Origin of the sequence: Methylobacter sp. (genome assembly GCF_036845245.1) — a bacterium.
Lineage (GTDB): Bacteria > Pseudomonadota > Gammaproteobacteria > Methylococcales > Methylomonadaceae > Methylobacter_A.
Window position 1 is genome coordinate 52949 of the sequence record NZ_DAIUEH010000004.1, and the last position, 24262, is coordinate 77210.

General features: G+C 49.4%; 19 protein-coding genes. 9 read left to right on the top strand and 10 right to left on the bottom strand.

Annotation, left to right across the window (positions count from 1 at the left end; translation table 11 throughout):
• Positions 1-302: 302 nt before the first annotated feature.
• Positions 303-581 (top strand): hypothetical protein, encoded by a 279-nt coding sequence (locus tag V7051_RS03095; RefSeq protein ID WP_333873426.1) that lies wholly within the window; start codon positions 303-305, stop codon positions 579-581.
• Positions 582-664: 83 nt separating this feature from the next.
• On the opposite strand, the gene V7051_RS03100 is transcribed toward V7051_RS03095, so the two are convergent.
• Complete coding sequence (locus V7051_RS03100; RefSeq protein ID WP_333873427.1) at positions 665-988, bottom strand: addiction module antidote protein; 324 nt, start codon at positions 986-988, stop codon at positions 665-667.
• On the bottom strand, positions 975-1319 hold the full coding sequence (locus V7051_RS03105; protein WP_333873428.1) for a type II toxin-antitoxin system RelE/ParE family toxin: 345 nt from the start codon (positions 1317-1319) through the stop codon (positions 975-977). The genes V7051_RS03100 and V7051_RS03105 overlap by 14 nt, the downstream gene beginning before the upstream one ends.
• Positions 1320-1495: 176 nt before the next feature.
• Here V7051_RS03105 and V7051_RS03110 point away from each other — a divergent pair, with 176 nt between their 5' ends.
• Both V7051_RS03110 and V7051_RS03115 read left to right on the top strand, forming a co-directional pair.
• On the top strand, positions 1496-1702 hold the full coding sequence (locus V7051_RS03110; protein ID WP_333873429.1) for a DUF2281 domain-containing protein: 207 nt from the start codon (positions 1496-1498) through the stop codon (positions 1700-1702).
• A 127-nt stretch (positions 1703-1829) separates the two neighbouring features.
• Positions 1830-2003, top strand: coding sequence for a hypothetical protein (locus V7051_RS03115; RefSeq protein WP_333873430.1), 174 nt, complete (start codon positions 1830-1832; stop codon positions 2001-2003).
• A gap of 148 nt (positions 2004-2151) precedes the next feature.
• On the opposite strand, the gene V7051_RS03120 is transcribed toward V7051_RS03115, so the two are convergent.
• The 8 genes from V7051_RS03120 to V7051_RS03155 all read right to left on the bottom strand — a co-directional run bounded on the left by V7051_RS03120 (position 2152) and on the right by V7051_RS03155 (position 17822).
• Entirely contained in the window at positions 2152-3684 is a 1533-nt protein-coding gene (locus V7051_RS03120; RefSeq protein ID WP_333873431.1) for a complex I subunit 4 family protein, read from the bottom strand.
• Complete coding sequence (locus V7051_RS03125; RefSeq protein WP_333873432.1) at positions 3677-5278, bottom strand: complex I subunit 4 family protein; 1602 nt, start codon at positions 5276-5278, stop codon at positions 3677-3679. Before V7051_RS03125 ends, V7051_RS03120 begins: the two co-directional genes overlap by 8 nt.
• A 7-nt stretch (positions 5279-5285) precedes the next feature.
• A complete protein-coding gene (locus V7051_RS03130) occupies positions 5286-6887 on the bottom strand; it encodes an NADH-quinone oxidoreductase subunit 5 family protein (protein ID WP_333873433.1) in 1602 nt (533 codons plus the stop codon).
• On the bottom strand, positions 6887-10228 hold the full coding sequence (locus tag V7051_RS03135; protein WP_333873434.1) for a DUF2309 domain-containing protein: 3342 nt from the start codon (positions 10226-10228) through the stop codon (positions 6887-6889). Before V7051_RS03135 ends, V7051_RS03130 begins: the two co-directional genes overlap by 1 nt.
• 9 nt (positions 10229-10237) lie before the next feature.
• A complete protein-coding gene (locus V7051_RS03140) occupies positions 10238-11728 on the bottom strand; it encodes a complex I subunit 4 family protein (protein ID WP_333873435.1) in 1491 nt (496 codons plus the stop codon).
• Between the two features lie 259 nt (positions 11729-11987).
• Positions 11988-15122, bottom strand: coding sequence for an EAL domain-containing protein (locus V7051_RS03145; RefSeq protein ID WP_333873436.1), 3135 nt, complete (start codon positions 15120-15122; stop codon positions 11988-11990).
• A 181-nt stretch (positions 15123-15303) separates the two neighbouring features.
• Positions 15304-16695, bottom strand: a complete 1392-nt coding sequence (locus V7051_RS03150) for a sensor domain-containing diguanylate cyclase (RefSeq protein ID WP_333873437.1) — start codon at positions 16693-16695, stop codon at positions 15304-15306.
• 260 nt (positions 16696-16955) lie between these two features.
• Positions 16956-17822, bottom strand: a complete 867-nt coding sequence (locus V7051_RS03155; protein ID WP_333873438.1) for a YicC/YloC family endoribonuclease — start codon at positions 17820-17822, stop codon at positions 16956-16958.
• Between the two features lie 47 nt (positions 17823-17869).
• On the opposite strand from V7051_RS03155, the gene V7051_RS03160 reads away from it, so the two are divergent.
• The 6 genes from V7051_RS03160 to V7051_RS03185 all read left to right on the top strand — a co-directional run bounded on the left by V7051_RS03160 (position 17870) and on the right by V7051_RS03185 (position 24194).
• On the top strand, positions 17870-18769 hold the full coding sequence (locus tag V7051_RS03160; protein ID WP_333873439.1) for a serine/threonine protein kinase: 900 nt from the start codon (positions 17870-17872) through the stop codon (positions 18767-18769).
• A 73-nt stretch (positions 18770-18842) separates the two neighbouring features.
• Complete coding sequence (rph, locus tag V7051_RS03165; protein WP_333873440.1) at positions 18843-19565, top strand: ribonuclease PH; 723 nt, start codon at positions 18843-18845, stop codon at positions 19563-19565.
• Positions 19562-20173 (top strand): RdgB/HAM1 family non-canonical purine NTP pyrophosphatase, encoded by a 612-nt coding sequence (rdgB, locus tag V7051_RS03170; RefSeq protein WP_333873441.1) that lies wholly within the window; start codon positions 19562-19564, stop codon positions 20171-20173. The genes rph and rdgB overlap by 4 nt, the downstream gene beginning before the upstream one ends.
• Positions 20174-20215: 42 nt before the next feature.
• A complete protein-coding gene (locus V7051_RS03175) occupies positions 20216-21271 on the top strand; it encodes a phosphotransferase enzyme family protein (RefSeq protein ID WP_333873442.1) in 1056 nt (351 codons plus the stop codon).
• Positions 21272-21525: 254 nt separating this feature from the next.
• A complete protein-coding gene (locus tag V7051_RS03180) occupies positions 21526-22938 on the top strand; it encodes a hypothetical protein (protein ID WP_333873443.1) in 1413 nt (470 codons plus the stop codon).
• Positions 22939-22991: 53 nt separating this feature from the next.
• Positions 22992-24194, top strand: a complete 1203-nt coding sequence (locus tag V7051_RS03185; RefSeq protein WP_333873444.1) for a cytochrome-c peroxidase — start codon at positions 22992-22994, stop codon at positions 24192-24194.
• Positions 24195-24262 lie beyond the last annotated feature (68 nt).

Consider the following 24262-nt stretch of genomic DNA (forward strand, 5'->3'; position numbering starts at 1 on the left):
ATATTAATCTTGTTTACATGGATGTTCACTACGAGAAAAACGGCGTCAGCTTTGTTTGGAATGCCCGCAAAGCCGCGGCGAATGCAATCAAATATGCTGGAATTACTTTCGACCAAGCTGCCGAAGCTTTCTTTGGCCCATTTTTAAAACTGGTTGATGCAGTCCGTAATCATGAATCGCTTGTGCGGTTATCGGCTACGATGAAAAAGGCCGCTTGCTGTTTGTTGTGCATATTGAGGTTGAAGGTGAGTTTATCCGGATAATTTCGGCCCGCAAGACCACGCTAACGGAGCGCAATGCTTATGATTTCTGACACAGTTAAAAAACGCTTAACTAAAGACCGCCCCATGACTTCGATTACTTTACGCATTCCGGTCGATGTGGTGGAATCCATGAAAGTTATTGCACCTTGCAAAGGCTTTTCCGGCTATCAGCCATTATTAAAGTCATACATCAGCGAGGGTTTGCGCCGCGACGAGGCGCAGTTTGCCTTGAGCAAGGAAGCCAAGTTGATTGCGGCACTAAAAAAGCTTGGTGTACCTGATAGCGTTATTGAAGAGGCGGCGCGTGAGGTGGCATGATTTCAGCAGACTGTGAAAGGGCGCATCGCGCCCCTTCTACCGAACTTCAACAGCACGAACAAATTCAACACGTTCCTTAAAGATTAAGAAGTATGATTCTCCGCAGGAAGTTTTTGCGGAGTCAGCCGGTAGCCCATCGCATGCATAATGGCGTTGACGCTGCTAAATTGAGGATTGCCGTTTTCTGAAAGGGCTTTTTGCACACCCTTGCGGCTTAAGCCGGAAACTTCCGCAACTCGGCTTACCCCTTTTACTCGACTGACCACACGCAGGGAGGACAACAAGGCAGCGGTATCCCCGCTTTCAGCATATTCGTCGAAGAGGACGGTAATATAATCGTCCACTTCCTCCGGATGGTCGCGAAGGTATTGTTCTTCAACTTCGCCAATCGTTCTATAAGTGCTCATGGTTTAGATACTCCTGCCAATAGATTTTGGCTTGATTAATGTCTTTGCTTTGGCTTCCCTTGTCGCCACCGCAGAGCAGGACGACAATTTGGTTATCCTGTTCTCCGAAATAAACTCTGTAGCTGGAACCGAAAAATAATCGCAATTCGCTAACCCCTTCGCCGGCCGGCTCACAATCTCCATAGTTGCCTTGTTGCAAACGGGAAACGCGAGCAAGGACGCGTTTTCGAACAATGGCATCCCGCAAGCTATAAAGCCACTCGGTAAAAGGCTCCTTTCCGCTTTCCTTGGCATATACGATAACCCGCTTTGGCATTGTTGCGCCGGTCACTGGTTTATTCCCTTTGATTTATATCAAAGCGAACTTTAGTACGCAGAAATTTTGAATGCAAGCTGTTTTTAATGGAGATTTGAGAGGATAGCTGGGCCTTTGGCGATGTAGAATAATTGAAATAGGCTATTAAAGACCGCAATGGGTTATATTAATAAATAAACGGGAGAATGCTAATGCGCAGCCAAGAACTATTACAGGAAATTGAAATCTTACCGCCGGAATTGCAAAAGCAAGTCTCCGATTCTGTTGCTTTTTTACGCAAACAACAACAAAAACAGTTCATTAAAAAAAGAACCGTAGGCGAATATAAAGATAAAATTGTGCTTCATGATGATTTTGATGAACCGTTAGCCGATGACTTTTGGCTAGGTGAAAAATGAATATCTTGCTGGATACTCATGCTTTTTTATAGCTTAGAAATGCGCCAGAAAAATCCCTGAAAAAGTATTAGCGGCGTATTACGACATAAACAACGATATATTTTTAAGCATCGTTAGCATTTGGGAAATGCAAATTAAGCATCAATTAGGGAAACTCGATCTTGCGTTACCGCTCAGCACTTTAATTGAAGAGCAACGCGTTAATAATGGTTTGCAAATATTACCTATTGAAACGCATCATATTTTTGCATTGACTGATTTACCTGCCCACCATAAAGACCTTTCGATAGACTGCTGTTAATTCAGTCTAAATTGGAAAATCTAAATCTAGCCAGTGCCGATACTGTCTTCCGTCATTACGATATAAATTTGTTTTGGTAAACCAAGCAGTTATGCAAGCATGCTTTTCGCACCCGCCATTTCCAAGCTTTACACAAGTATAAGTAGATTTAATCCTGCTCAACCCCGTTAGCCACTACCGGCTGATCCGTTAACCGGCTTAACCAAACCTCTGCCGTTGCCCGATTGATTTTCAGTACATTATTCGGAAAAAAGCCAAAACCCAATATCAACAATGCCGATATGCAAAGCAGCATTAATTCACGCGGGCGCAAATCCTGCACCTGCCTGACGCTATCCTGGGTGACGGGACCGAAGAAAGCGCGGCGGGTAAACGACAGCATATAAGCCGCGCTGAGCACTACCCCAACCAAGGCTGCGATGCTGATGCCGGGGTGCGCCAGCATGGTACTGACTATTAACAATAATTCGGCCGGGAAACCGCTGGTTCCGGGTACGCCTATGCTGGCCAGCGCAAACAAAAAATAAAAACAGGTCAGCCGCGGCATTACTTTAGCCAAGCCGCCCAGATGGATGGCCTCGGTACTGCCCAAGCGATGCTGGATAAAACCGGCCACCAACATTAGGGAACCGGCAACCATTGTGAAGTTCAGCAATTGAAAAATTGCTCCCTGTATGCCCTGCATATTCAAGGATGCAATACCGACGATGACCAGGCCGACATGGCTGACGCTGGCATAGGCCAATAAACGGCGCAAGTTGGTTTGTTGTAACGCAATCAATGCGCTGTACACCAACGTTATCGCGCCGAATATGCCCAACACCCAGCTGTACTGGACAGAAGCGGAAGGCACCATCGGCATCGCAAAACGGATGATGCCGAAAGCGCCGAGTTTCAAGCCGGTCAATAGTGCGGTTAACTGCGTCGGACCTTCCATTGCGACAGTGGGCAACCAGGTATGAAACGGCACCAATGGCGCTTTAACCGCAAAACCGAGCAGTAATAACAAGAATACCAACGTTTGCAGGTTATCGGGCAATGGCGTTTCCAATAATACCGGCAGGCTGAAAGCCAGGTCTTGCGGAATACTGCCGCCCGTTACGGTGGCGTGATTGACTGCCAAGATGATGATCGCAAACAGTAACGGCACGCCGCCAAACAGCATAAACAAGGTGTATTTCATTGCCGCGCTACGCCGTTCCGAACCGATACCCCATAAGCCGATCAAGAAGAAAATAGGCGGCAGGGTCAGTTCCCAGAACAAAAAGAACAGCGCCATATCCAACGCCAAAAATACGCCGATGGTGATGCCTTCCAATGCCAGTAATAGCGCAAAATGGAAACGGGTCAGATATTGCACCGAATTCCATGAAGCGATGATCGCCATTAACGTCAACAACGCGGACATCGGCAAAAACAATGCTGAAATACCGTCGATGCCGATCAGGTATTCGATATTCAGGTTCGGTATCCAGACGTAGCGTTCGACCAGTTGAAAGCTCTTGCCGATATCGGCATTAAACAACCGCACCACTCCCCCTGTTGCGATTAATTCCAGCCCGGCAAATAACAGCGCAATGTTCTTGGCCAGCCGGATGTTACGAGTAACGGCTACAGTAAATGCGCCTAATAAAGGCAGACAAATAATCAGGCTTAAAACGGGAAAACTTGCATTACTCATGTTGGCCGTCCTTAGTACTCGTATCGCCTACAGCAGGTATGCGAGGAGCTTGAACTTCTTTATCGTCGACAGGCGATTGTGCGCCATGCATAGGAAATTGCTTGCCGATAGCGGCCGCATCCTGGTCTATAAAATTCAGCCACGGCGTCGTATAAAAACCGGTACCGATCAGCAACAGGCAAATCATCACAGTAATGAAGCGTTCTTTCCAAACCGGATGGTGCGCGCAATTATAAGGCTGTCTGGCACGCTTGGGATTTGCCATGAAAACTCGCTGGAATGCCCATAACAGGAATCCCGCAGACATAACGTTGCCAACCAAAATTGCAATTGCAAGCAACCAGCCGTCTTCCTCAATAATCCCTTCAACCAGTAAATGCGCCGCATCGAATCCGGGCGTACCAGGCATGACCATGGTGCTCAGCGCAGAAATCAAAAACAACAACGCCAGAGTGCCGTTGGTATCGAACAATCCGCCCAGACGCGGCAGATACGCGGTTCTACAGCGCTCATAAATCAGGCCGACGCTGAACAACATGCCCGCCATCGCCAGACCATATGCCACTGACAGCAACAGGCTGCCTTCCAGGCCGTTCTCGTTAAAACAGAATGTGCCGATGACCAGCATTCCTGTTTGACTGATGACCGCAAAAGCCAATAAGCGGCGAATGTTTATCTGCATCAGCGCCAGCAACGCGCCGTAAAAAATGCTGATCAAGCCCAGCGTGACCACAAATCCGGCCCATTGTTCGGCAACACCGGGCACCATCGGTAAAATGAAACGAATAACCGCATAAATGCCCAGTTTCAAACCCACCAGATAAATGACCGCACTGGCGACGGTGCCTTGTTCCGCCAATACCGGCAACCAGCCGTGAAATGGGAATAACGGCATGCGAACCGCAAAGCCGAAAAACAGCAAAACAAAAATCAGGACCTCATCATGCAGATAAGCATTATTCTGTTTAAGCGTCAGCCAATCGAAAGTCAGCGCATGTTCGGCATCGATTAAACCGAAAGCCAGCAACAAAAATCCGGCCAGCGTCATCAGCAAACCGCTGACCCAGTATTGCAACAATTGCACGACGACCCAGCGCCGGTTTTGCCCGGTGCCGGCGTGAATCGTCAACAGCGCCACAGGAATCAGTTCCAGCACGCACCATAGCCAGAACTGCATCACATTCAGCGCGGCAAATGCGCCGATCAATACGGTTTCATAACCCAGCAGGCAGGCAATAAACAGCCGGTCGGTCACATGCCGGGTGATCAAGGTATAAATTAACGCCAGCAAGGTTAAGACAGCGGTCAGCGGGATAAATAAAACATTGGTGCCATCAACGCCGACACGGTAACTAAGACCTGCAAAATGCACCTGTTCAACCAGATGAATGCCGGGCGTGGCGGAATCGAAAACAGTCAGCAGATAGATGCTAAGTAATAGCGTCAGCGACGCTCCGGCAAAGCCGAAACCCAGCGCAATTTTCGCTGTCCGGGAAAAAATAATAGCGATCATCGCCGCCAGAGGCACCAGCGTCAGGGCAGTGAGTAATGGGAAAGCCGCCGATTCCGACCAGGAGGTCACAGTAATATCCATCAGCACCTCAAAATGCGACTAGCAATGTTATAAACACAAACAATACCAGATAGCGGGGTCTGAGTACTGATTGTTCAAACTTGTTGGCAATATGTCCAAGCTCCCGGCCGTAATTGATTGCATTTTTGCCGATGCCGCGCAATACAAAACGATCCTCGAACCAGTGCAGCACGGCCGCCATCCATTCGGTGAGCTTTCCTGCCAAACCGCTGCCTTGGGCAAATTTATCGGAGTCATTATCCAATTGCGCGCCAATCATCCGCTCTTCCAGTTGCGCCAGCGACGATATTGCCCGGATTGCCGGAGCCGGAATCCCCATGACCCGGTCGACGATATGATCGTCAAAATAGCTGAGGTCATGCGCCAGGCCGCGTACCGGTTTGACCAGCGCCCAATCGGTAATCTGGTCCAGCCAGAAACGCTGCAAAGAAGCGACATAAACCCAAGCTGGGACGTCCCCTACACGACGTAGGTGGTAGGCTTGAGCATGAGCGGAAGCTTTACGCCGCGAAGTCTCTCTATAATTACCCTGCATATTATGCATCAGCGACGGCGCAGTCAGGAATTGATAGCCCCTCACCACAGCATGAGCGCAAAGATGCCAGCCGGCCAATTGCCAAAATCCCAGGCCGCATTCCAGAAACATCAAACCCAATTGGCCGGATGTCGCAAAAATCAACGAGCTTTTAACATCGGTCTGGGTCAGCCCGACCACATAACTATAAACGGCCGTCATCAGGCCCACGACAGCGACAACCGCCATGGCCAATGGCGCTTGTTCGAAAACCGGTCTTAGCAAAATAACCAGATAGACACCGGCATGTACCATAACGGCACCGTAAAATACCGCACTGGACGGCGTAGGTCCTTCCATTGCCCGCGCCAGCCAGGGAGTGAACGGCAGCTGAGCAGACTTGGCAAAAGCGGCTACCGCAAAGCACAGCGCAATCGCGGCGGCTTCGCCTGGAGTCAGCTGTGCAGAGGCTGCATTGATAGCGCCCCAGTTAACGCTATCAACCCAGGCATAGCTCAAACCCACGCCCAAAATAAATCCGGCATCGCCGATACGATTGGTAACAAAAACCCGCGTCGCATTTGCGGCGGCAACAGGCCGGTCATAAGCGTAGGCTATTAAAAAATAGGAACATAATCCGGCAATTTCCCAGCCTATAAAAGTGCCGACCACGTTACCCGCCAGCACCAGCAGCAGTATTGCCGAAGCAAACAGGCTCAGGATAAAAAAGAACCGGTGATAACCGGCTTCCCGGTGCATATAGTTAATCGAAAAATGGACGACGATAGCTAACAGCACTGAAAACAGCGCCGCCAGACGGACATTAAAACCGGTGGTGATAAAGTTCATCTGGATATTCAGCATCTCGCTGTCCAGCCAATGCCCTACATTGTATGAGCCGGTATTCTTGCCCAGCAAGTCGGCACCCAGCAAAGTCAGGGCCAGCAGGCTGGACATAAAAACGGTCCAGCTTGCAATGTCGGCGGTCACGGTTTCGCTTTGTTCGCCACTTATTGCGCCAAACAGATGGCCGATGCCGATAACCAAAGCAGAGATCAGCGGCATTAACGGGATTAAAACGACTAAGGCATCCATTAAACGACTCCAAACTGTTCAGGCCTGTCCTGGACTTGTTTGATCAATACCGGCGCTACCGGCAGGGTTTGATCCCGGTAACAATCCGGTGAGTTATCGCGAACCGGCAGGTCTTTTGATTTAGATTGCCAACGCACGAATCCTTGCACTTGTCCTGAATCTGTCGAAGGGGCTGCCTGGAACAGGTAAATTTCGCCACTATCCGGGTCTTTAGCTCCCAGATGCACCCAACCGCCAGCTACCAGCTCCCGTATAGATTCCTGACGATGATAAATTTGCTCCAACACCGATGTTTTGGCTTCGACCAGAATCTGCAAGCGCATCGGCTCATGGATTTCAATCATTTGTTTCGGCAATCCGGTGCGTAAATCGCTGCTCGCGCCTTCCATGACGCCAAAAAAACCGGTGACGTTATGCGGCACTTTTGAACCGCAGCCAAAACGCTCGTTATTGACGGTGGAAAAATAATATTCCAGGTTAATGCCCGCGCCGACCGGGGCGACATTCAGCAAAATACCTTCCAGCACGTTACCTTCCGGATCCTGGGTCGGATCGTAGGAAATCAAAAACGCCCTGCGGTCAAAAAACGCACCTTGTGTTAAAGAACGACGGCCTATAACAGCAGCGGCATTGGTAGCGTGGCCGAGTTCAGGCCGTGCTTGTGAGAAATCCGCGGCGCGCTGTTCAATATGCGCCAGCGCCTGTTCAGGCATCGGGTTACGCGGCGCCGAAGCCAATCGGCGGCAACGCTCGTGCGCCGACATCTGCCGGGCATGCTGCAATTCCTGCTGTAATTTTTTTAGCCTGTCCAGCCGTACGCCCGGAACCTGATCCAGGTCGTACCAGCTGATTTGTTCATTGCAGGTGTTATGCTCAGCGCCGATAAACCAGGTATCGGACGGGATATTAATGCCGCGTTCCGCTAACAATCCGCGTATTTCAGGGCGATTGGCCATCGCCGCAAACACTCTCGCATTGGGTCCGCCGTGCCGACCGCTACAAGCGCCGCAGTCGTAAGCCGCCAAATGCGGATTATTCTGGCTGATCGAACCGTGTCCCATCAACACGATCAGTTCCGAAAAGCCGTAGGTCAGGCCGGTATTACGCAAAAACCCTGCAACCCGGTCTGCCTGTTCGCTATCGGTAAAGCCCAGCTTGGGACGCTCGGGCGTTGCAAGCGTCGAAGTATCCGTCGACGTAAATTGCAATTGCGTTTTAACCTCCGGTTTAACTAACCTTGCTATGCCGGAAACCAGGCTTTGCTGGGATTTTGGAAACAGCGATTTAGCCAGTAATCCGGCCAGGGCGACCGGCGCAATCGCATCGATAATCGGATGCGACAACAGCAGGTTGCGGCGTAAGCCTTGATGCAGCTGGTTGGCAAACCAGCGGGTCAACTTAAGGCCACGGTTATGCTTGAGCAATGCCAGCCCTGCTGCTGGAGGCTGGCGAAGAGCGTCAACGGGAGCTTCCCGGACTTCGTGCGCAGGCGTCACCACTACCGGACACAGCGGCGTTACTTTGCTGTCGTCCAGACCCTTGTAATACATCGCAACACCGAAGAAACCGGCTGCGCCCAGCGTTTCAATAGCGGGATTCAGTTCTTCAAGATGGCGGCGAAAACCTTCTTCACGGTCATCCATACAGAAGATGATTTGCGAGTCGGGACGTTGCGGCCGTTTAGCCCAGCGACCGCGCTCATGGTTGGCGCGTATTGCCTGAAAAAAACTCTCCCGATAATGATGCTCGTAAGCGATCAGCCAGACTTTGCTGCGCTCGGTCAGGCTGAATTCATCCAGCACAGTCAACATGGCTTGCAAATCATCGGCATCCAGTTGTTGCAGTTCTGCGGCATTAAGCCCCAAATGCTGACATAGCCGAAACAAGCGCCAACCGCTGTTCTGCGGCGAGTGGGCGGATTGTTTGTCCGCCAGTGGACTGCACAGCCAAGTACAAATCAGGTCGGCCAGTTGCTGCCAGTCGCTACGGGCATAGCGCTCGGAACCGGCATGTAAGGTCAGCGATTCCGCCCGGTGAGCCAGATATTCCGGCAAATCGCCCTGATACAGGCGACTGCGCACCATAAATTCCGACAGGTTTTTGCGAAAATAACCGTGGATTGAGCTGAGCTTGGCTTCGATTTTCCAGGTATCGCGGCAAATCTGGTTCAGCCAGAGTCGGTCCAAAGTCAGGCGGATAGCTAGATAATCGGCCAGCGTCGGCTTCGCGTCATTGGCGGTATGGTAGTTGAGGTGATGCTGCCGCCAGTTGATCAGCCCCGACCAACCGGGTATTTCCAGAGCCAGTCGGCGAAGATAGTCTTCCCACTGCGTTTGCGGTATTTCCAGGTGACCGAGTTGCAGGATGATGGTATCGACCGGGTCTTCGGATAACTCGGCAATAATCTGTTGCCAGTCGCGCAATTCATGTAAAAAAGGATTGGCGTCATACTGCACCGTTGTCCGCCAGGCGGCATAAAGACCTAACCGGCTGCGCTCAGGTAACTGCCATGCCGCTACGCCTTCATCCAGCCCTGATGCGCAAAAGCGTATCAGCTGCGGCCGGATGAAATCGAGTATGTCTGTGCCGGTCAGTGCCAGGATGAAACCGCGCAAGCTGATGCTGCCGCCCACTTGTCCATGCAATTCATCCAGTGCCACGCCTGCCTGTTGCCGCATTTGCTGATGTGTTGTGGGAGCGACTTCAGTCGCGACTGAAGCCGCTCCCACATTGACATTTTGCTGAGCTTGCGCCAACCAGTCTTCCGCCTGTTCCTGCGATAGATCCAGCATGTTTTCCGGATGCAAAGCCGCCTGCTCCAGACCGAGCTTGGTTAAAATACTTTCCCATAACGGCCGGATTACATTAGCGCCATTTGCCTGGAATCGCTGCCGGAGCTGCTCGGGCACATCGGCTTGCACTGCCTCCAATGCCGCCAATTCTTCTATTTGCCAATTCAGTTGACTAACGCTAACCGCCGACAGATCGAATAACAGTGCAATGCGGTAAATATCCTGCCTAGTGAGGCTTCTGCCTTTTAAGCTACAAACGATTTGCTCGGCCTGCAAGTCCGGGCATTGTGCAAATGCGGCGGACAAATCGCTGTCGTTAATCCGGCCCTGTCGATAAAAGCTCCGGTTTTGCGCTTCGGGAAGATAACAGCAAATGCCTGTTAATGCCTCGAATGCCGCCAGAGCCTCGTCAAACGGCAGATGCTGGAAGCCATGCAAGGTATTATGATGTACGAAATCGAGGATCGGCGCCTGCCCGGGCAGGACGTGATCCAGATGGTTCAGCGCTGAGATGATTTGCTCGCGTAATGCTAAAGACGACTCTTGCATGGCTAATTCCTACAAAATCCGTTGACTGATCACGCCGTTCATCTGGCTGATCGTGGCTGCGGATAAATCAAGCAGCGGGCCGGGCAACAGGCCGAACAGCACAACACCCCCAACCAGTATTCCGGCAGCCAGTAATTCCGGCGCTCTCAAGTCTTCAATCTGCCGCATCTGCGGCTTTACCGGCCCGGTAAATAACAAGTTGATCGTACGCAGCGCGTAGGCGGCTCCGATTAAAATGCTGATGCTGAAAAACACCATCAGGCCCATGCCGAGCCCGACGCCGGTTAATGAACTATAGCCGCCAATCAGCGTATGCAGTTCGGCAATAAAACCGACCGAGCCCGGCAGTCCCATCGCCGCCAACAAGGTTAAGGTCATGAACAGCGCAAAACGCGGCATCACCTGAATCAACGAACTGTAATCCTGGATGTTGCGGGTGTGGGTGCGCTCATACAACAGACCGACCAGCAGAAACAGCGCCCCGGCAATCAGGCCGTGTGCGGTCATTTGCAGAACTGCGCCGGTAATGCCGATCTGGTTCAAGGTTGCGATGCCCAGCAAGACAACACCCATATGGCTGATTGAAGAATAGGCAACCATGGCTTTAAGATCGCTTTGCCGCCAGGCCAACAGGCCTCCATAAAGCATGCCGAACAATCCCAGGAAAATCAGGAACGGTTGCAGTAGTTTTGCAGCCTCAGGCAGCATTACCACCGCCCTGATCAAACCGTAAGCACCCATTTTCAGCAAAATGCCGGACAGCAAAATACTGACCGGACTGGGCGCTTCGACATGAGCCAGCGGTAACCAGCCGTGCAACGGAAAAATCGGCATTTTTACGCCGAAACCGATCACAAAACCCAGCAGCACTAAAACCTGCTCAACCCGTGGCATGTCTTGCGCCGCCTGATGCATCGAAGACATTAAAGAGCCGCCGTGTTCAAGATCGTACTGACTGATCGCCAACAGGCTGATCAGCATAAAAATCGAGCCGCCCATCGTGTACAGTACAAAATTTAAACTGGCCGTGTGCCGCCGTTTGCCGCCCCAGCGGCCAATCAGGAAAAACAGGGGAATTAAAGTGACTTCCCAGAAGATATAGAACAATGCCCAATCCTGAGCCAAAAACACACCCAGCATCCCGAATTCAAGCAACAGTATGCAAATATGATAGCCCTTGACGCTACTGGACACGGTAAATGAGGCCAGCAAGGCTATCGACGTCAGTAAGGTCGCCAGCACCAGCATCGGCATCGATAAACCGTCTATGCCCAACGCATAAGCACTGCCTAACTTCGGATTAAGCGGAAAATATTCATTAAACTGCAACTCCGCATCGTGCGCGTCATAAATGCTAAGTAACCAGCAGACCAATAAAAAAGCGATAGTGGTAAACAGATTTGCGATATAGCGGATTAGCTGAATGTGCTGGCCCGGAGTTAAGGCCAGAAGCAAAACTCCGGCAGCCGGAGTCCAGAGCAATATACTGAGTATCCCCATGGTTATAGTATTCCTTATGCTCTATTGTCTGGTCGTTTCAAAGGTTAGCAATTGTAAACTATAAATAGTTTTTACCGATCATGGCAGACTGCAAAATGTAAGCGCCTGCAAACCAAGCCTGTTCATGCCCGCTTCAAAATCGTTTCGGCACATCAGTTTACCATTGTAACCTTTCAGTATCCTTTCAACGTCAATACGGAATGCGCTTTTATCCTTAAGATTTATGCGTCATGGCCGGCAAATAGACTTTGTTGTCTGATCAGACAACAAAGCCCTGCTTCAATAATGCTTCAAACTGCTTAGCCGGTACCGGTTTGCTGAACAGATAACCCTGCATCTCGTCACACTCCTGATCACGCAGGAACGCCAGCTGCCCTGAGGTTTCCACGCCTTCGGCAATGGTTTGCAGGCCGAGGCTCTTCGCCAAATTAATAATGGCGCTGACGATAGCCTTGTCTTCCGGGTCGGTGCTGATATCGCGGACAAAGGACTGGTCGATCTTGAGCTTATACACCTTGAATTTCTTCAGATAACTCAGCGATGAATAGCCGGTACCGAAGTCATCAATCGACATACGAATACCGCGCTCATGTAAATTGTTCATTATCTCGATCGCATCTTGCGGGTTGTGCATCGCCACGCTTTCGGTCAGCTCCAGCTCCAGATACTCGGGAGGCAAACCTTCCTCATCAAGGATGCGAGTCACCAGCTCGGGCAAATCGGGATGACGGAACTGCACCGCGGACAGGTTTACTGCCATAATCAATGGACCGAAACCATCATCCACCCAGGCTTTTGCCTGCCGCACGGCGCACCTTAATACCCATTCGCCGATCGGCAGGATCAACCCACTGCTTTCCGCAACTGGAATAAATTCTGCCGGAGACACCATGCCCAGTTCAGGATGTTGCCAGCGTAGTAAGGCCTCGGCCCCAATGACATGGCGGTCTTGCATGGCCACTTGCGGCTGGTAATGGATATATAATTGATTACGTTCCAGTGCATGATGCAGCGCATTCACCAATTGCAGGTTGCGTGCCGAACGCCCTTGCATTTCCTGGGTAAAGAAACGATAGCATTGGCGGCCTTCCTGTTTGGCGCGGTACATAGCTGCATCTGCGCACTTGGAGAGAGTTTCCAGATCGCCGCCGTCTTCCGGGTAGAGCGCAATACCGATCGACGCCGTCAGAGCCAAATCATAGAGTTCGATCCAATAAGACTCCGCAATGGCATCCAGTAACTTTTGCGCCACACGCCCGGCACCGACGGCATCGATCCCCGGCAATAACAAAATAAATTCGTCACCGCCCAAACGTGTCACCATGTCCTCTGTTCTCAGCACCAGACGCAAACGCTTCGCCAGCTCAATCAACAATGCATCGCCGATGCTATGACCGAGCGAATCATTGATATCTTTGAAATGGTCGAGATCGAGAAACATGAGCGCCAAATGCCCGTTGCTGCGCTTCGCCAAACCGAGGGCATATTCAAGATGATCGTTCAGTTGGGTGCGGTTCGGCAAGCCGGTCAGCGGATCGAAATTCGCCAGATAATGAATTCGTTCCTCAATATGTTTTTGCTCGGTTATATCGTCATATATACCTAATATACCGATAGTTTCGTTAGCCTCATTCTGAAGCGGCACTTTGGATGTACGTAGCCAGATGTTGCTTCCGTCCAATGTGGTCTGCTGCTCTTCAAACCCAAGCTTAGGAATATTTGAATCCATGACCCGCCGGTCATCGGCTCGATAATCTTCGGCCTGCTCTTTCCAGGCCAACTGATAGTCATCTTTGCCGATGATATCCTGCGCTGAAACTTCTCCGGCATCTTTGGCAAAAGCCGGATTACAGCCCATATAACGTAATTCCGTATCTTTCCAGAAAACACGTATCGGCGCGGTGTCGATAATCATTTTAAGCAGGCGATGTGAATCTGCCAGTGAACTTTCGGCCTGCTTCCGCTGCGCCTCGCGCTCAAAGCTGTTCAGCGCATAGTCGATATCCATCGCCATTTCAACCAGCAGGTTGCGTGCGGCTTGATCAAAAGCATTGATCTCGGAGGAATAAAGTGTGAAAACGCCAACGACTACGCTGTTTCTGTGTAAAGGCAGAGCGGCTGATGCTCCCCAACCGAACTTTTCAGCGCGCTCGTGCCAGTGTGCCGTTGCAGGATCATGCTGAAAGTCCTGACACCAGAAAGGACGATTTTCACGCATAGATGTTCCGGTTGGGCCTCGCCCGGACACTTCATTTTCATCAACCGAGATTTGAAGCCCTTCCAGGTATTCTGTGCCGCTGCCGTAAGACGCAACCGGTTTAAGCTGTTTTTGCTCGTCTAACAGGCCTATCCATGACATCTTCATTCCGCCGAAAGTCACCGCATCACAGCAAATTTGCGCAAACAGCTCTTCTTCATTACTGCAGCGCACAATAGCTTGGTTGCACTGGCTCAATGCGGCATAAAGCTGGGTCATGCGCTCATTTCTCAGTTCGGCCTCCTTGCGCTGAGCATCATTTCTGGCAAGCTTGGTTTGCGTTTCCGACAGCCAGCCCAGCACGCTGTTTTCCATGCCTCGTGCGACAGGAATGACGGATATAAAATCGCCTCGCCCTATGCAGTTAATACGACCATACAGCTCATCCACCGATGCACCCAGTATGGTATGCAAGACCCGATATGCACGCGATAGCATGAATAGCAGCAGCAAACCGGATGAGACGAACGCCATGCGCAAAAACATGGCGTTCGTCTCTGCAATATGGACCGCATCCAGGGTACGTTGATTCATCAGCTGGTAAAGCTCGCTGATCGGCCGCATGATATCAGCCTTGGCTTGAAGATAAGCGGCATCACGCAACATTTGGCTTGCCTTGAGGCGATTGATGTCGGTCGGTGTGGCAGTGGATTCGATCAGCTTCATTGCAGCGAATTCAACGTTGGAGAGTTCATCCGAATTGGCCTTGGCTTTTGCCAGTTTGGCAAATTCTTCCTCGGTAAAACCGGTTTGCCGCATCAGGTCCAGCAGTGCAATCTTCTGTCCGCTGTCCGGCCGGGGCCGTTGGTCATCAGCCAGCACCAAATCCCAATAAATATTCTGATAATCGACTGGACGGGGTATCTTGCCGTCGCGGATATCGAGGATTTCCTGGTAATGTTGTTTATAAATGAGCCGGCCGGTGATGACATAGCTGCGCACCATACGGGTAAGATCATCTGACGACTGGCGCAATTCGTCAGCCAACAAGTAAGATTGAAGCCGCAACTCATTGGCGCGATCAATCTGTTTCTCCGATCGGACGTATATCGCAAAAAGAATGGCGAAAACGACAAACATCGCCAAAGTCAGCCAGAGGCTGCGAGAAAATCGATATAAGTTGTTGGGAGGCTTCATTATGTTTTCCCTTTTTCGTTCCTCTTGAATGGTCATAAGGAATTCTCTATTTAATTGCAATTTAAACCGTCATGCCGCTAACACACCGTGCTTATCGCTTGTTTCAAAATTCGGCCATTTTAAGATCCAATACTTGTTTCAATGAATTCAAACATACCTGCCGGTTGTTTAAACTATCAGCTTAAAACTTTACCACTATTTGGTTGCGTCCTTTCTCTTTGGCCTCGTAGAGCGCTCTATCGGCCCGCTCAATCACTTCAGTATCTTTTTCCTGAAAATTTACTAACGATGAGACTCCAATGCTAACAGTGACGGAAATCAATTTTCCGCCGGCTTTCACCGAGCTGCTTTCGAATCTCTGGCGTATACGCTCTAGCGCAATTAATGATTCATCGCTGGTACACTCGGGAAACAGGATACCAAATTCTTCACCCCCCATGCGTACTACCGCATCGATAGAGCGGCAATTTTCGATCATAACGGCTGCAAGCGCACATAACACATCATCTCCGCAATGATGTCCATAGACATCATTGATCGCTTTGAAATGATCCAGGTCAAGCATTGCAAAAGTATAAGTATTACCGGTACGTAAAGCACGCTGATGCTCGTTTTGCAAGCGCGGTAGAAAAGCGCGCCTGTTAATCAGCCCGGTCAAAGGATCATGTTCAGCAGCATCTTTCCATGTCTCACTGGAGCGTTTAATTGAAGTCAGCTGTCTGTTTTGCAAAGCGATTCCGAGTATGGTCAACGCGCTCGAAAATACGAAGGCCATCAGTCGAAAATTTGAATCCGCCTGATCGCTTACTTCGAACGGACCGGTATTATGCGCGGTGGCAACGATGATGCTCATTAAAGATAAGGAGCTTATCGTTGCGACGCCAAATAAATTCGCATTGAACGAAAGTACTAACAATACCGGCACGATAAAAAAGACCGCTCCCGGTAATAGCGTAAAGCCGAGCATTAATAAGACGGCCATGGCCAGCGTTACTCCAATCAGCCACTTCCATTCCGCTTGGCTTATTTTTTCATCATCATGCCAGCCTTGATAAACTTGGTAAACCAGCAAAATGCCGAGGCTATCGGCCAACACCAGCATGAAGAAAAACTTTTCGGTTTCATCCCATGAGATATAACCGCCGACAGCCAAATTAATAGACAGAATGATGCTTGTTATTGAAGTCGGGACAATGCAAACCCAAAACCCAAACGGAACCAGATCATGAGTGCGTGTAAGCCTATTGGGTAAGAAATGCTTCAAACAGTGCATGGCTATAATCCCAACCATGCCGTCTGCGACCGCTGCTACTATCGTATGTAAAAACGGACCTGACCCGGAAAGTGCGGACATGCCTGAAAAATTTGCCGCAAAACTGGCCAGAACAATGAAAGGGACAGCTCGATAACCCCAATGAATACACATGACCAGGGCAATCCCGGACGGCAGCCAAAGCAATGTGATATTACTTGGCTTAAGGGCAAATAACGCCATCCCGAAGTAGGCTAAAAAGTAATAGACCAACGCAGTGGCAGCTATCCAAATAACCTTTGTTTTTTTTAAGCGTGCCATGAAGTTGGGTTCTTTTTAGGCGTCAATCCGCAAGCAGGTAATGGTAAGGGCTGCCGCAGCGTTAATAAACTTATCACCGATTTTGAGTATAGCATGAAAGCAATTGCTGACACTGTTGTTCATGGGAACTGCGCATCAGCGTAATAATGAACAACGCCGCAGTCGGCACACTGCCTGGTTACGGCAATTTACCTTTAGGGAAATCAAGGCAAGCCGCGAGGTCCGCAGCTTGTAGAGGGGTTTAAGAGTAGTTTGAAGCACTACTCTATATTTTGTATCTGTTCTCGCATTTGCTCGATCAGCACTTTAAGCTCGATGGCTATTTTGGTCATTTCCTTATCGGTCGATTTAGAGCCTAAGGTATTGGCTTCGCGGTTCAACTCCTGCATTAAAAAATCCAGCCTTCTGCCGACTGGCTCTTTTTGGCTGAGCACCCGCAACACTTCAGTAATATGAGTTTCCAGCCTATCGAGTTCTTCCGTGATATCCAGTTTTTGAGTCAGAAGAACCAGTTCCTGCTCCAGACGATCAAAATCGGGCTGTGCGACCAGCTCGGTAATCCGGTCTTTCAGTTTATTACGAATCAGCAACAATACTTCCGGCATGCGTTTGCCCGCTAAAACGACAAAAACCAGCATTTTTGCGCAACGTTCTTCGATCAGGAATTTAAGTTGGGCGCCTTCTCTTTCTCGCGCCTCCAACAGTTGTGCTAACGTTTGATCGACGAGAGTTGTAATACCCAGATTAAGCTGTTCTTTATCAATATCCGGTTCCTGCTGGATACCGGGAAATGCCAGCACATCCAGAGCCGAAAAGGATAATGGGGCGAGCATTTGCTGCTCTATGCTGGAAGCTGCGGCAAGCAGTGTGGTTACCGCATCGGTATTAATAATGAAGCTTTGTCCGTTTTTAACCTGTTTTTTGTAGCTCAACGTGCATTCAACTTTGCCCCGATTGATCTTTGCGGCGATAGCTGAGCGCAGATCGGCTTCAATAAAACGCAGCCGGTCCGGCAGCCTGAAGGTAATATCGCAGTATCGGTGATTGACTGAGCGCAATTCGCAGCTTATGGTCAAGTCGCCGATTTCTGTTTCGTTGCCGGCAAATGCGGTCATGCTTCTAATCATTTTTCACCTATAATTAACGGGCTGCTCACGTACAAACAAACAACACAATGGCTGAATATTACGATCCGCATACTTATCCCAAAGAGTGGAATTATCTGCAAACCGGCACCATTATAGACCAGTATGTGATTGAGCGTGAACTGGCGCACGGCGGTTTCAGTTCGGTTTATCTGGCCAGGCAAATAGCGGATCAGGTTCAAGTCGCGATTAAAGAATATCTGCCTCGAAAATTTGCCCACCGAACCTGGAACAATGCGGTTGTCGCCAACAGTGAAGAGGCCGCAGCTTTGTTCAAGCGCGGCCGGGTATTATTTTTTGAAGAAGCGAAGGTTTTATCGACGTTAAAACATCCTAATATTGTCGAGGTTGTCGGTTTTTTTAAAGCCAACTCCACCGTTTATATGGTGATGACTTATGACTACGGCGTGACGCTTGATAAACTGTTACACAATAAATCGCTGCCTGTTTCCGAAGATTTTTTATTGTCCTTGTTCAATTCGTTATTGGCAGGATTAGGTCACATTCATAGCCAGCAGTTTATCCATCTGGATATTAAACCCTCCAACATTCTGGTGCGGCCGGGCAATGATGCGTTATTGCTGGATTTTGGCGCAATCCAGAGTTTTCCGAAATCCCATATGGGCAAGCAAAGCAAGATTTTGACTAAAGGTTTTTCGCCGATAGAGCAGCATGACCTGAGTACGCAACTGGGTCCGTGGACGGATATTTATGCGGTGGGCGCGAGTATGCGCAATTGCCTGGAGAATAAAATACCGGTTCCGGCACAGGACAGACTGCAGCAGGACACGCTGGTTCCCGCAGTCAAGGCGTTTAAACGAAAATTCCCGGAACATCTGTTAAAAGCCGTCGACTGGGCCATGGCGTTGCAGCCGGAAAATCGTCCGCAATCGGTTGCCGAGTTGCAGCGGGCGCTTGCCGGCGATTGATTATTCTAAATTGCAAAGCCGGATAGTACGCCGTTCAGGTATACTGTGCGGTTTTCATTTTATCGGAATATACATGAGACCAAGCGGACGTAACCCGGATCAACTAAGAGACATAAAATTTACCTGCGGTTTTACCAAACATGCAGAAGGATCTGTCCTGGTTGAATTCGGCGATACCCGAGTGCTGTGCACTGCCAGTGTCGACAGAAGCGTCCCGCGCTTTCTTAAAGGCAAAGGCGAAGGCTGGATTACCGCAGAATACGGTATGTTGCCGCGTTCGACCCATACCCGGATGGGTCGCGAAGCCAGCCACGGTAAACAGGGCGGGCGGACGCTGGAGATTCAGCGCCTGATTGCCCGTTCGCTAAGAGCGGCGGTTGATTTAAAGGCCTTGGGCGAACACACCATCACTGTCGATTGCGATGTGTTGCAGGCGGATGGCGGCACACGTACGGCGGCGATTACCGGCGGTTTTGTCGCACTGTCGCTGGCGGTACAAAAAATGCTCAAACGCAAGCAAATCAAGACCAATCCGTTACACGGACAGGTTGCATCGGTTTCTGTGGGCATTTTTAACGGCGTGCCGGTGCTGGATCTGGATTATAACGAGGACAGCAATGCGGAAACCGATATGAATGTGGTAATGAACGATGCCGGTGCGTTTATTGAAGTGCAGGGTACCGCTGAAGGTCATGCGTTCAGAAAAGACGAGCTGGATGCAATGCTGGAGCTGGCAGGTATAGGCATTCATAAACTACTGGAAAAACAAAGATTAGCATTAGAAAATCATAAATGACTTTTTCGACATTATCTAAGATTGTCCTGGCCAGCGGCAACCTCGGCAAGATCAAGGAAATTCAGGCAATACTGGCTGATCATCCTATCGTTCCGCAATCCGCGTTTAATGTTGTCGACGTGGAAGAAACCGGCACTACATTTGTAGAAAATGCCATTCTAAAAGCCAGAAATGCCGCGCTGCATTGCAAATTGCCGGCGATAGCCGATGATTCAGGCTTGGTCGTTGATGCATTGGATGGCGCGCCGGGCGTAATTTCGGCCAGATTCGCCGGAGTCGGCGCCAGCGACCTGGACAATCTGGATAAGCTGCTTCGGGAACTTGAAGGCGTCCCGGATGAACTGCGTACAGCGCGTTTTATCTGTGTGATGGTATTTATGGCGCATGCGAATGATCCTTGTCCTGCCATTGCCCAAGGCGTTTGGGAAGGCAGGATTTTAGACCATGCGGTCGGCGAAAACGGTTTCGGCTATGATCCGGTGTTCTGGGTGCCCGGACAAAACTGCGCCTCGGCAGAATTGCCGGCGGCCGTAAAAAACTCACTGAGTCACAGAGGACAAGCTCTGAAGACTTTAACTGAATTAATCAAGGTCAAGGAAGCCAACTGATAGGGTAAGGTGGACCCGCCCCACGTGCCCTTGAAATATTGAATGAACACAGTACTTCCTGTCGCCAGCCAGTTCACCGACGCTGTTGCCCAGATAACCCCATTTGGCAATGGCCTGATCAATGATACTTATCTGGTCGCTACACCCTCATCACCGTTTGTTCTGCAACGGATAAACCGCACGGTTTTTCCTGTTCCTGAACAAATCATGGTCAACCTGACAACGCTTAATCAGCATATAGCGAAAAAAAACAGCGCATCGGTCAAGTTGCAAATCCCTGCAATCTTACAGACTACAGATAAAAAATCGCTTTATCAGGATACGAATGGTGATTTCTGGCGGGCGCTGAGTTTTATTGCCAATACCGAAAGCATTGAAACCATACACAGTATCAGCGATGCGGAACAGGCAGGATTTGCACTAGGCCATTTTCATCGCTTAATTAGCGATCTTGATGCCTCGCTTTTGCACGACACCCTGCCCGGCTTTCATATAACACCTGAATATTTAAAGCATTATTATCAAGTCTTACCGAAACGGGCCAACGGGGAAAACCGTTATTGCGCTGAATTTATCGCCCGGTTCCAGTCTATCGCCGATGACCTGGAGGCTGCCAAACAGCAGGGCTTGTTGCCACTGCGAGTTATTCACGGCGATCCCAAATTAAACAATTTCCTGTTTGATAAACACAGCAGAAAAATCGTCAGCATTATCGATTTGGATACCGTCAAACCGGGCCTGATCCATTACGATATTGGCGATTGTGTGCGATCTTGCTGTCACAACGCCGGACCGGTCGAGTTTAATCTGGATATTTGCACAGCCCTGTTAAAAAGCTACTTGAATGAGGTAGGCGCGTTTTTTACCGAACACGATTATTACTATTTATATCCCGCTATCCGGCTGATTCCTTTCGAATTAGGCATCCGGTTTTATACCGATTACCTGGAAGGAAACCGGTATTTCAAAGTAACAGAGCACGGGCAGAACTTACAACGAGCAATCAGCCAATTCCGGTTATGTGAAAGCATTATGGCGCAGGAACCGGCTATTCAGGGTTTAATCTCGCAATTACAGAAACAAAATCAATCCTACTAAAACTACGCTCGCGTATCCATTTTTTGAGCATCAGCTTAATGATGCGAGCAATAAAAGTTCTCGTCCCTTTAGCAAAACCTAAAACCGTTTTGCTTTCAAATTTACAAAGGCGAATTCATATTACAAGTTCCAATTAAAGTAGAGGATCTGAGAGAATAGGCAAAACCCTATTTTTTAAATAGGAATCGTTTGCGTCTTTATAACCATTTAATCTATACTGCTTTTCACTAATTATTTGTGAGAGGGCTGTATAAATGAAAAAAAATAAACAATTCTTAAAAGGCGAAATATTGACAGCGCTTCTCGCTTTGAGCGCGCCTGTCAGCGCACTGGAAAAACCACAGACTATGGAAGATATGTGGAAAATCATCCAAGCGCAGCAAAAGCAAATCGATGAAATGAAAGCGGCGATGAACGCTCCTGTTCCTGTTGCTACCGCTCCTGCCGCCCCAGCCAAAACTGCCGGCAATGACGTAAAAACTTTAGAGCGCAAAACCGATGTGCTGAGCCAGGAAGTTGAAAAGTTGCGTACCAATCTGTCCATTCCGGAAGAAACGAAATACAAAAGTGCTTATGGCTTGGGACCAGCGGCATCCAAGATTTATTCAGCGGGTAAGGGCTTGTCCATTGGCGGCTATGGCGAAGGTAGCTATAAGGCTAATGTGGGAGATAAGGGTGACGAAAAAGACACAGCCGATCTTGAACGAATGGTTCTCTATGTAGGTTATAAATTTACCGACCGCATTCTCTTCAATAGTGAAATTGAGTTCGAACATGCCAGCAGTGGAGAAGGCGATGAATTAAAAGGAGAAGTCGGAGTCGAATTTGCGTCGCTGGATTTCTTTATTAATCAAAAGGTCAATGCTCGCGCAGGTCTGGTTTTGATGCCGATGGGCTTGGTCAACCGGATTCATGAACCGCTTTTCTACTTCGGTAATCAGCGACCCTTGGTTGAACAGCGCATCATCCCCAGCACTTGGCGGGAAATGGGCGCGGGTATATTTGGTGCAATTACACCAAGCCTGACTTATACCGCCTACGTAGTTAACGGCCTGGATGCCAAAGGATTTAGTTCTGATGGCATTGCGGAAGGTCGCGGCGGCGGCAGTAATGCAAATGCGGAAAACTTCGGCTATGTGGCGCGCGTGGATTATGACCCGAACATGGTTCCTGGATTGACCGTTGGCGGTTCCGCTTATGTCGGTAATTCCGGTCAAAACCAGACTTTTGCAGGACAAAAATCAAACGTTTTCACCCAGCTCTATGAAGCGCATGTGCAATGGAAATACCGTGGCTTGGAATTTCGCACGCTGGGCTCTTGGGGTCATATCAACAATGCCGATCTTGTCAGTGCTTCCGTTGGTGAAGTCGTCGGTTCACAAAACTTCGGCTGGTACACTGAAGCGGGCTACGATATTTTACCGTTGGTATTACCGGATACCACGCAATACCTTGCGCCGTTTTTACGTTTCGAGCACCTCGATACCGTTGCCAAAGCACCTAACGGCTTTGACGATGACCCAACCAAAGATTGGAAAATCTATCAGGTGGGTTTGCAATACAAACCTATTCCAAATGTCGTACTTAAAGCCGATTATCGTAACTTTGTTGCCAAACAAGGCTCTCTGGCCGATGACTTCCACTTAGGATTTGGTTTTATTTTCTAGACCGAAACGCTTTAGTAAAACCATACAACTAATCACCTGAAGGAAACCGGATCATGTCTTTTATGCCCTCTTCGTTTACAAACCTTATGACACGCCGACATAGGCTGATTGCAACTTCGGCAATATCGATATTTTGTGTTGCGGTTGAAGCCGGAGTCCCGGTTCTTCCGGGTGCAGAGCAACTTAGCCCTAAAGCGCAATTGGGCCAGCGGCTCTTTTTCGATACCAACCTATCCACACCGCCCGGCCAGGCTTGCGCAAGTTGTCATAGCCCTGATACTGCTTTTGTCGATCCCGATAATAGTCTGCCGACGTCCAAAGGTGTAATACCCGGACTCAAGGGTCCCCGCAATGCGCCTACGTTGCTTTATGCGGCATTTAGTCCAGCCTTTTATCTCGATCGTAAACACGGCTTATTTACCGGCGGTTTTTTTGTTGACGGCCGGGCTGCAACTTTGGCCGACCAAGCAAAAGGACCTTTCCTCAATCCGATTGAAATGGCTAACCCGGATGCATTTACGGTAGTGAATAAAGTTCGCGAGTCCGACTATGCGGAATTATTTAGATACGTTTATGGCGCGGAAGCTTTTAACTATACCGACGAGACTTATAACAATATTGCCGACGCTATTGCCACATTTGAACAATCGCCGGTATTTAAGCGTTTCGACTCTAAATATGATTACTTCCTGGCCGGTAAAACAAAATTCACAGAACAGGAAAAACGCGGCCGAAAATTATTTGAAGACTCGAACAAAGGCAACTGCGCGGCCTGTCATCCCAGCAGACCCGCAAAAGACGGCACACCGCCTTTATTTACCGATTTTACCTACGATAACTTGGGCGTTCCCAGAAATCCCGAAAATCCATTTTATACCTTGGTGGAGTTCAATCCGGAAGGTTGGTCAGCTGTCGACATCGGATTAGGCGGCTTTGTTGGCGAATCTCCCCAGAACGGCAAATTTAAAGTGCCCAGTTTGCGTAATATTGCCGTAACCGGACCTTATATGCACAACGGTTATTTTAAAACACTAAGAGGCGTCGTCGCGTTTTACAGCACCCGAGACACACTTCCTGTTTGCAACAACCTGTTTGTGGTCGAAGCTCTAGCCCTCAACAGCCGTTGCTGGCCAAGCCCTGAAGTGGCGGAAAACGTCAATTATCGCGAGCTTGGCGAGCTTATGCTGAGCGATTCGGAAATAGACGATCTTGTTGCCTTTCTTCAGACGCTGACTGATGGTTACAAGATTAAATAGTAGCTCCAGGTTGTTGCTAAGGTCGGTTAATGGGGCTAAGTCAAAAATCCCTCTGCTATCATTTATCG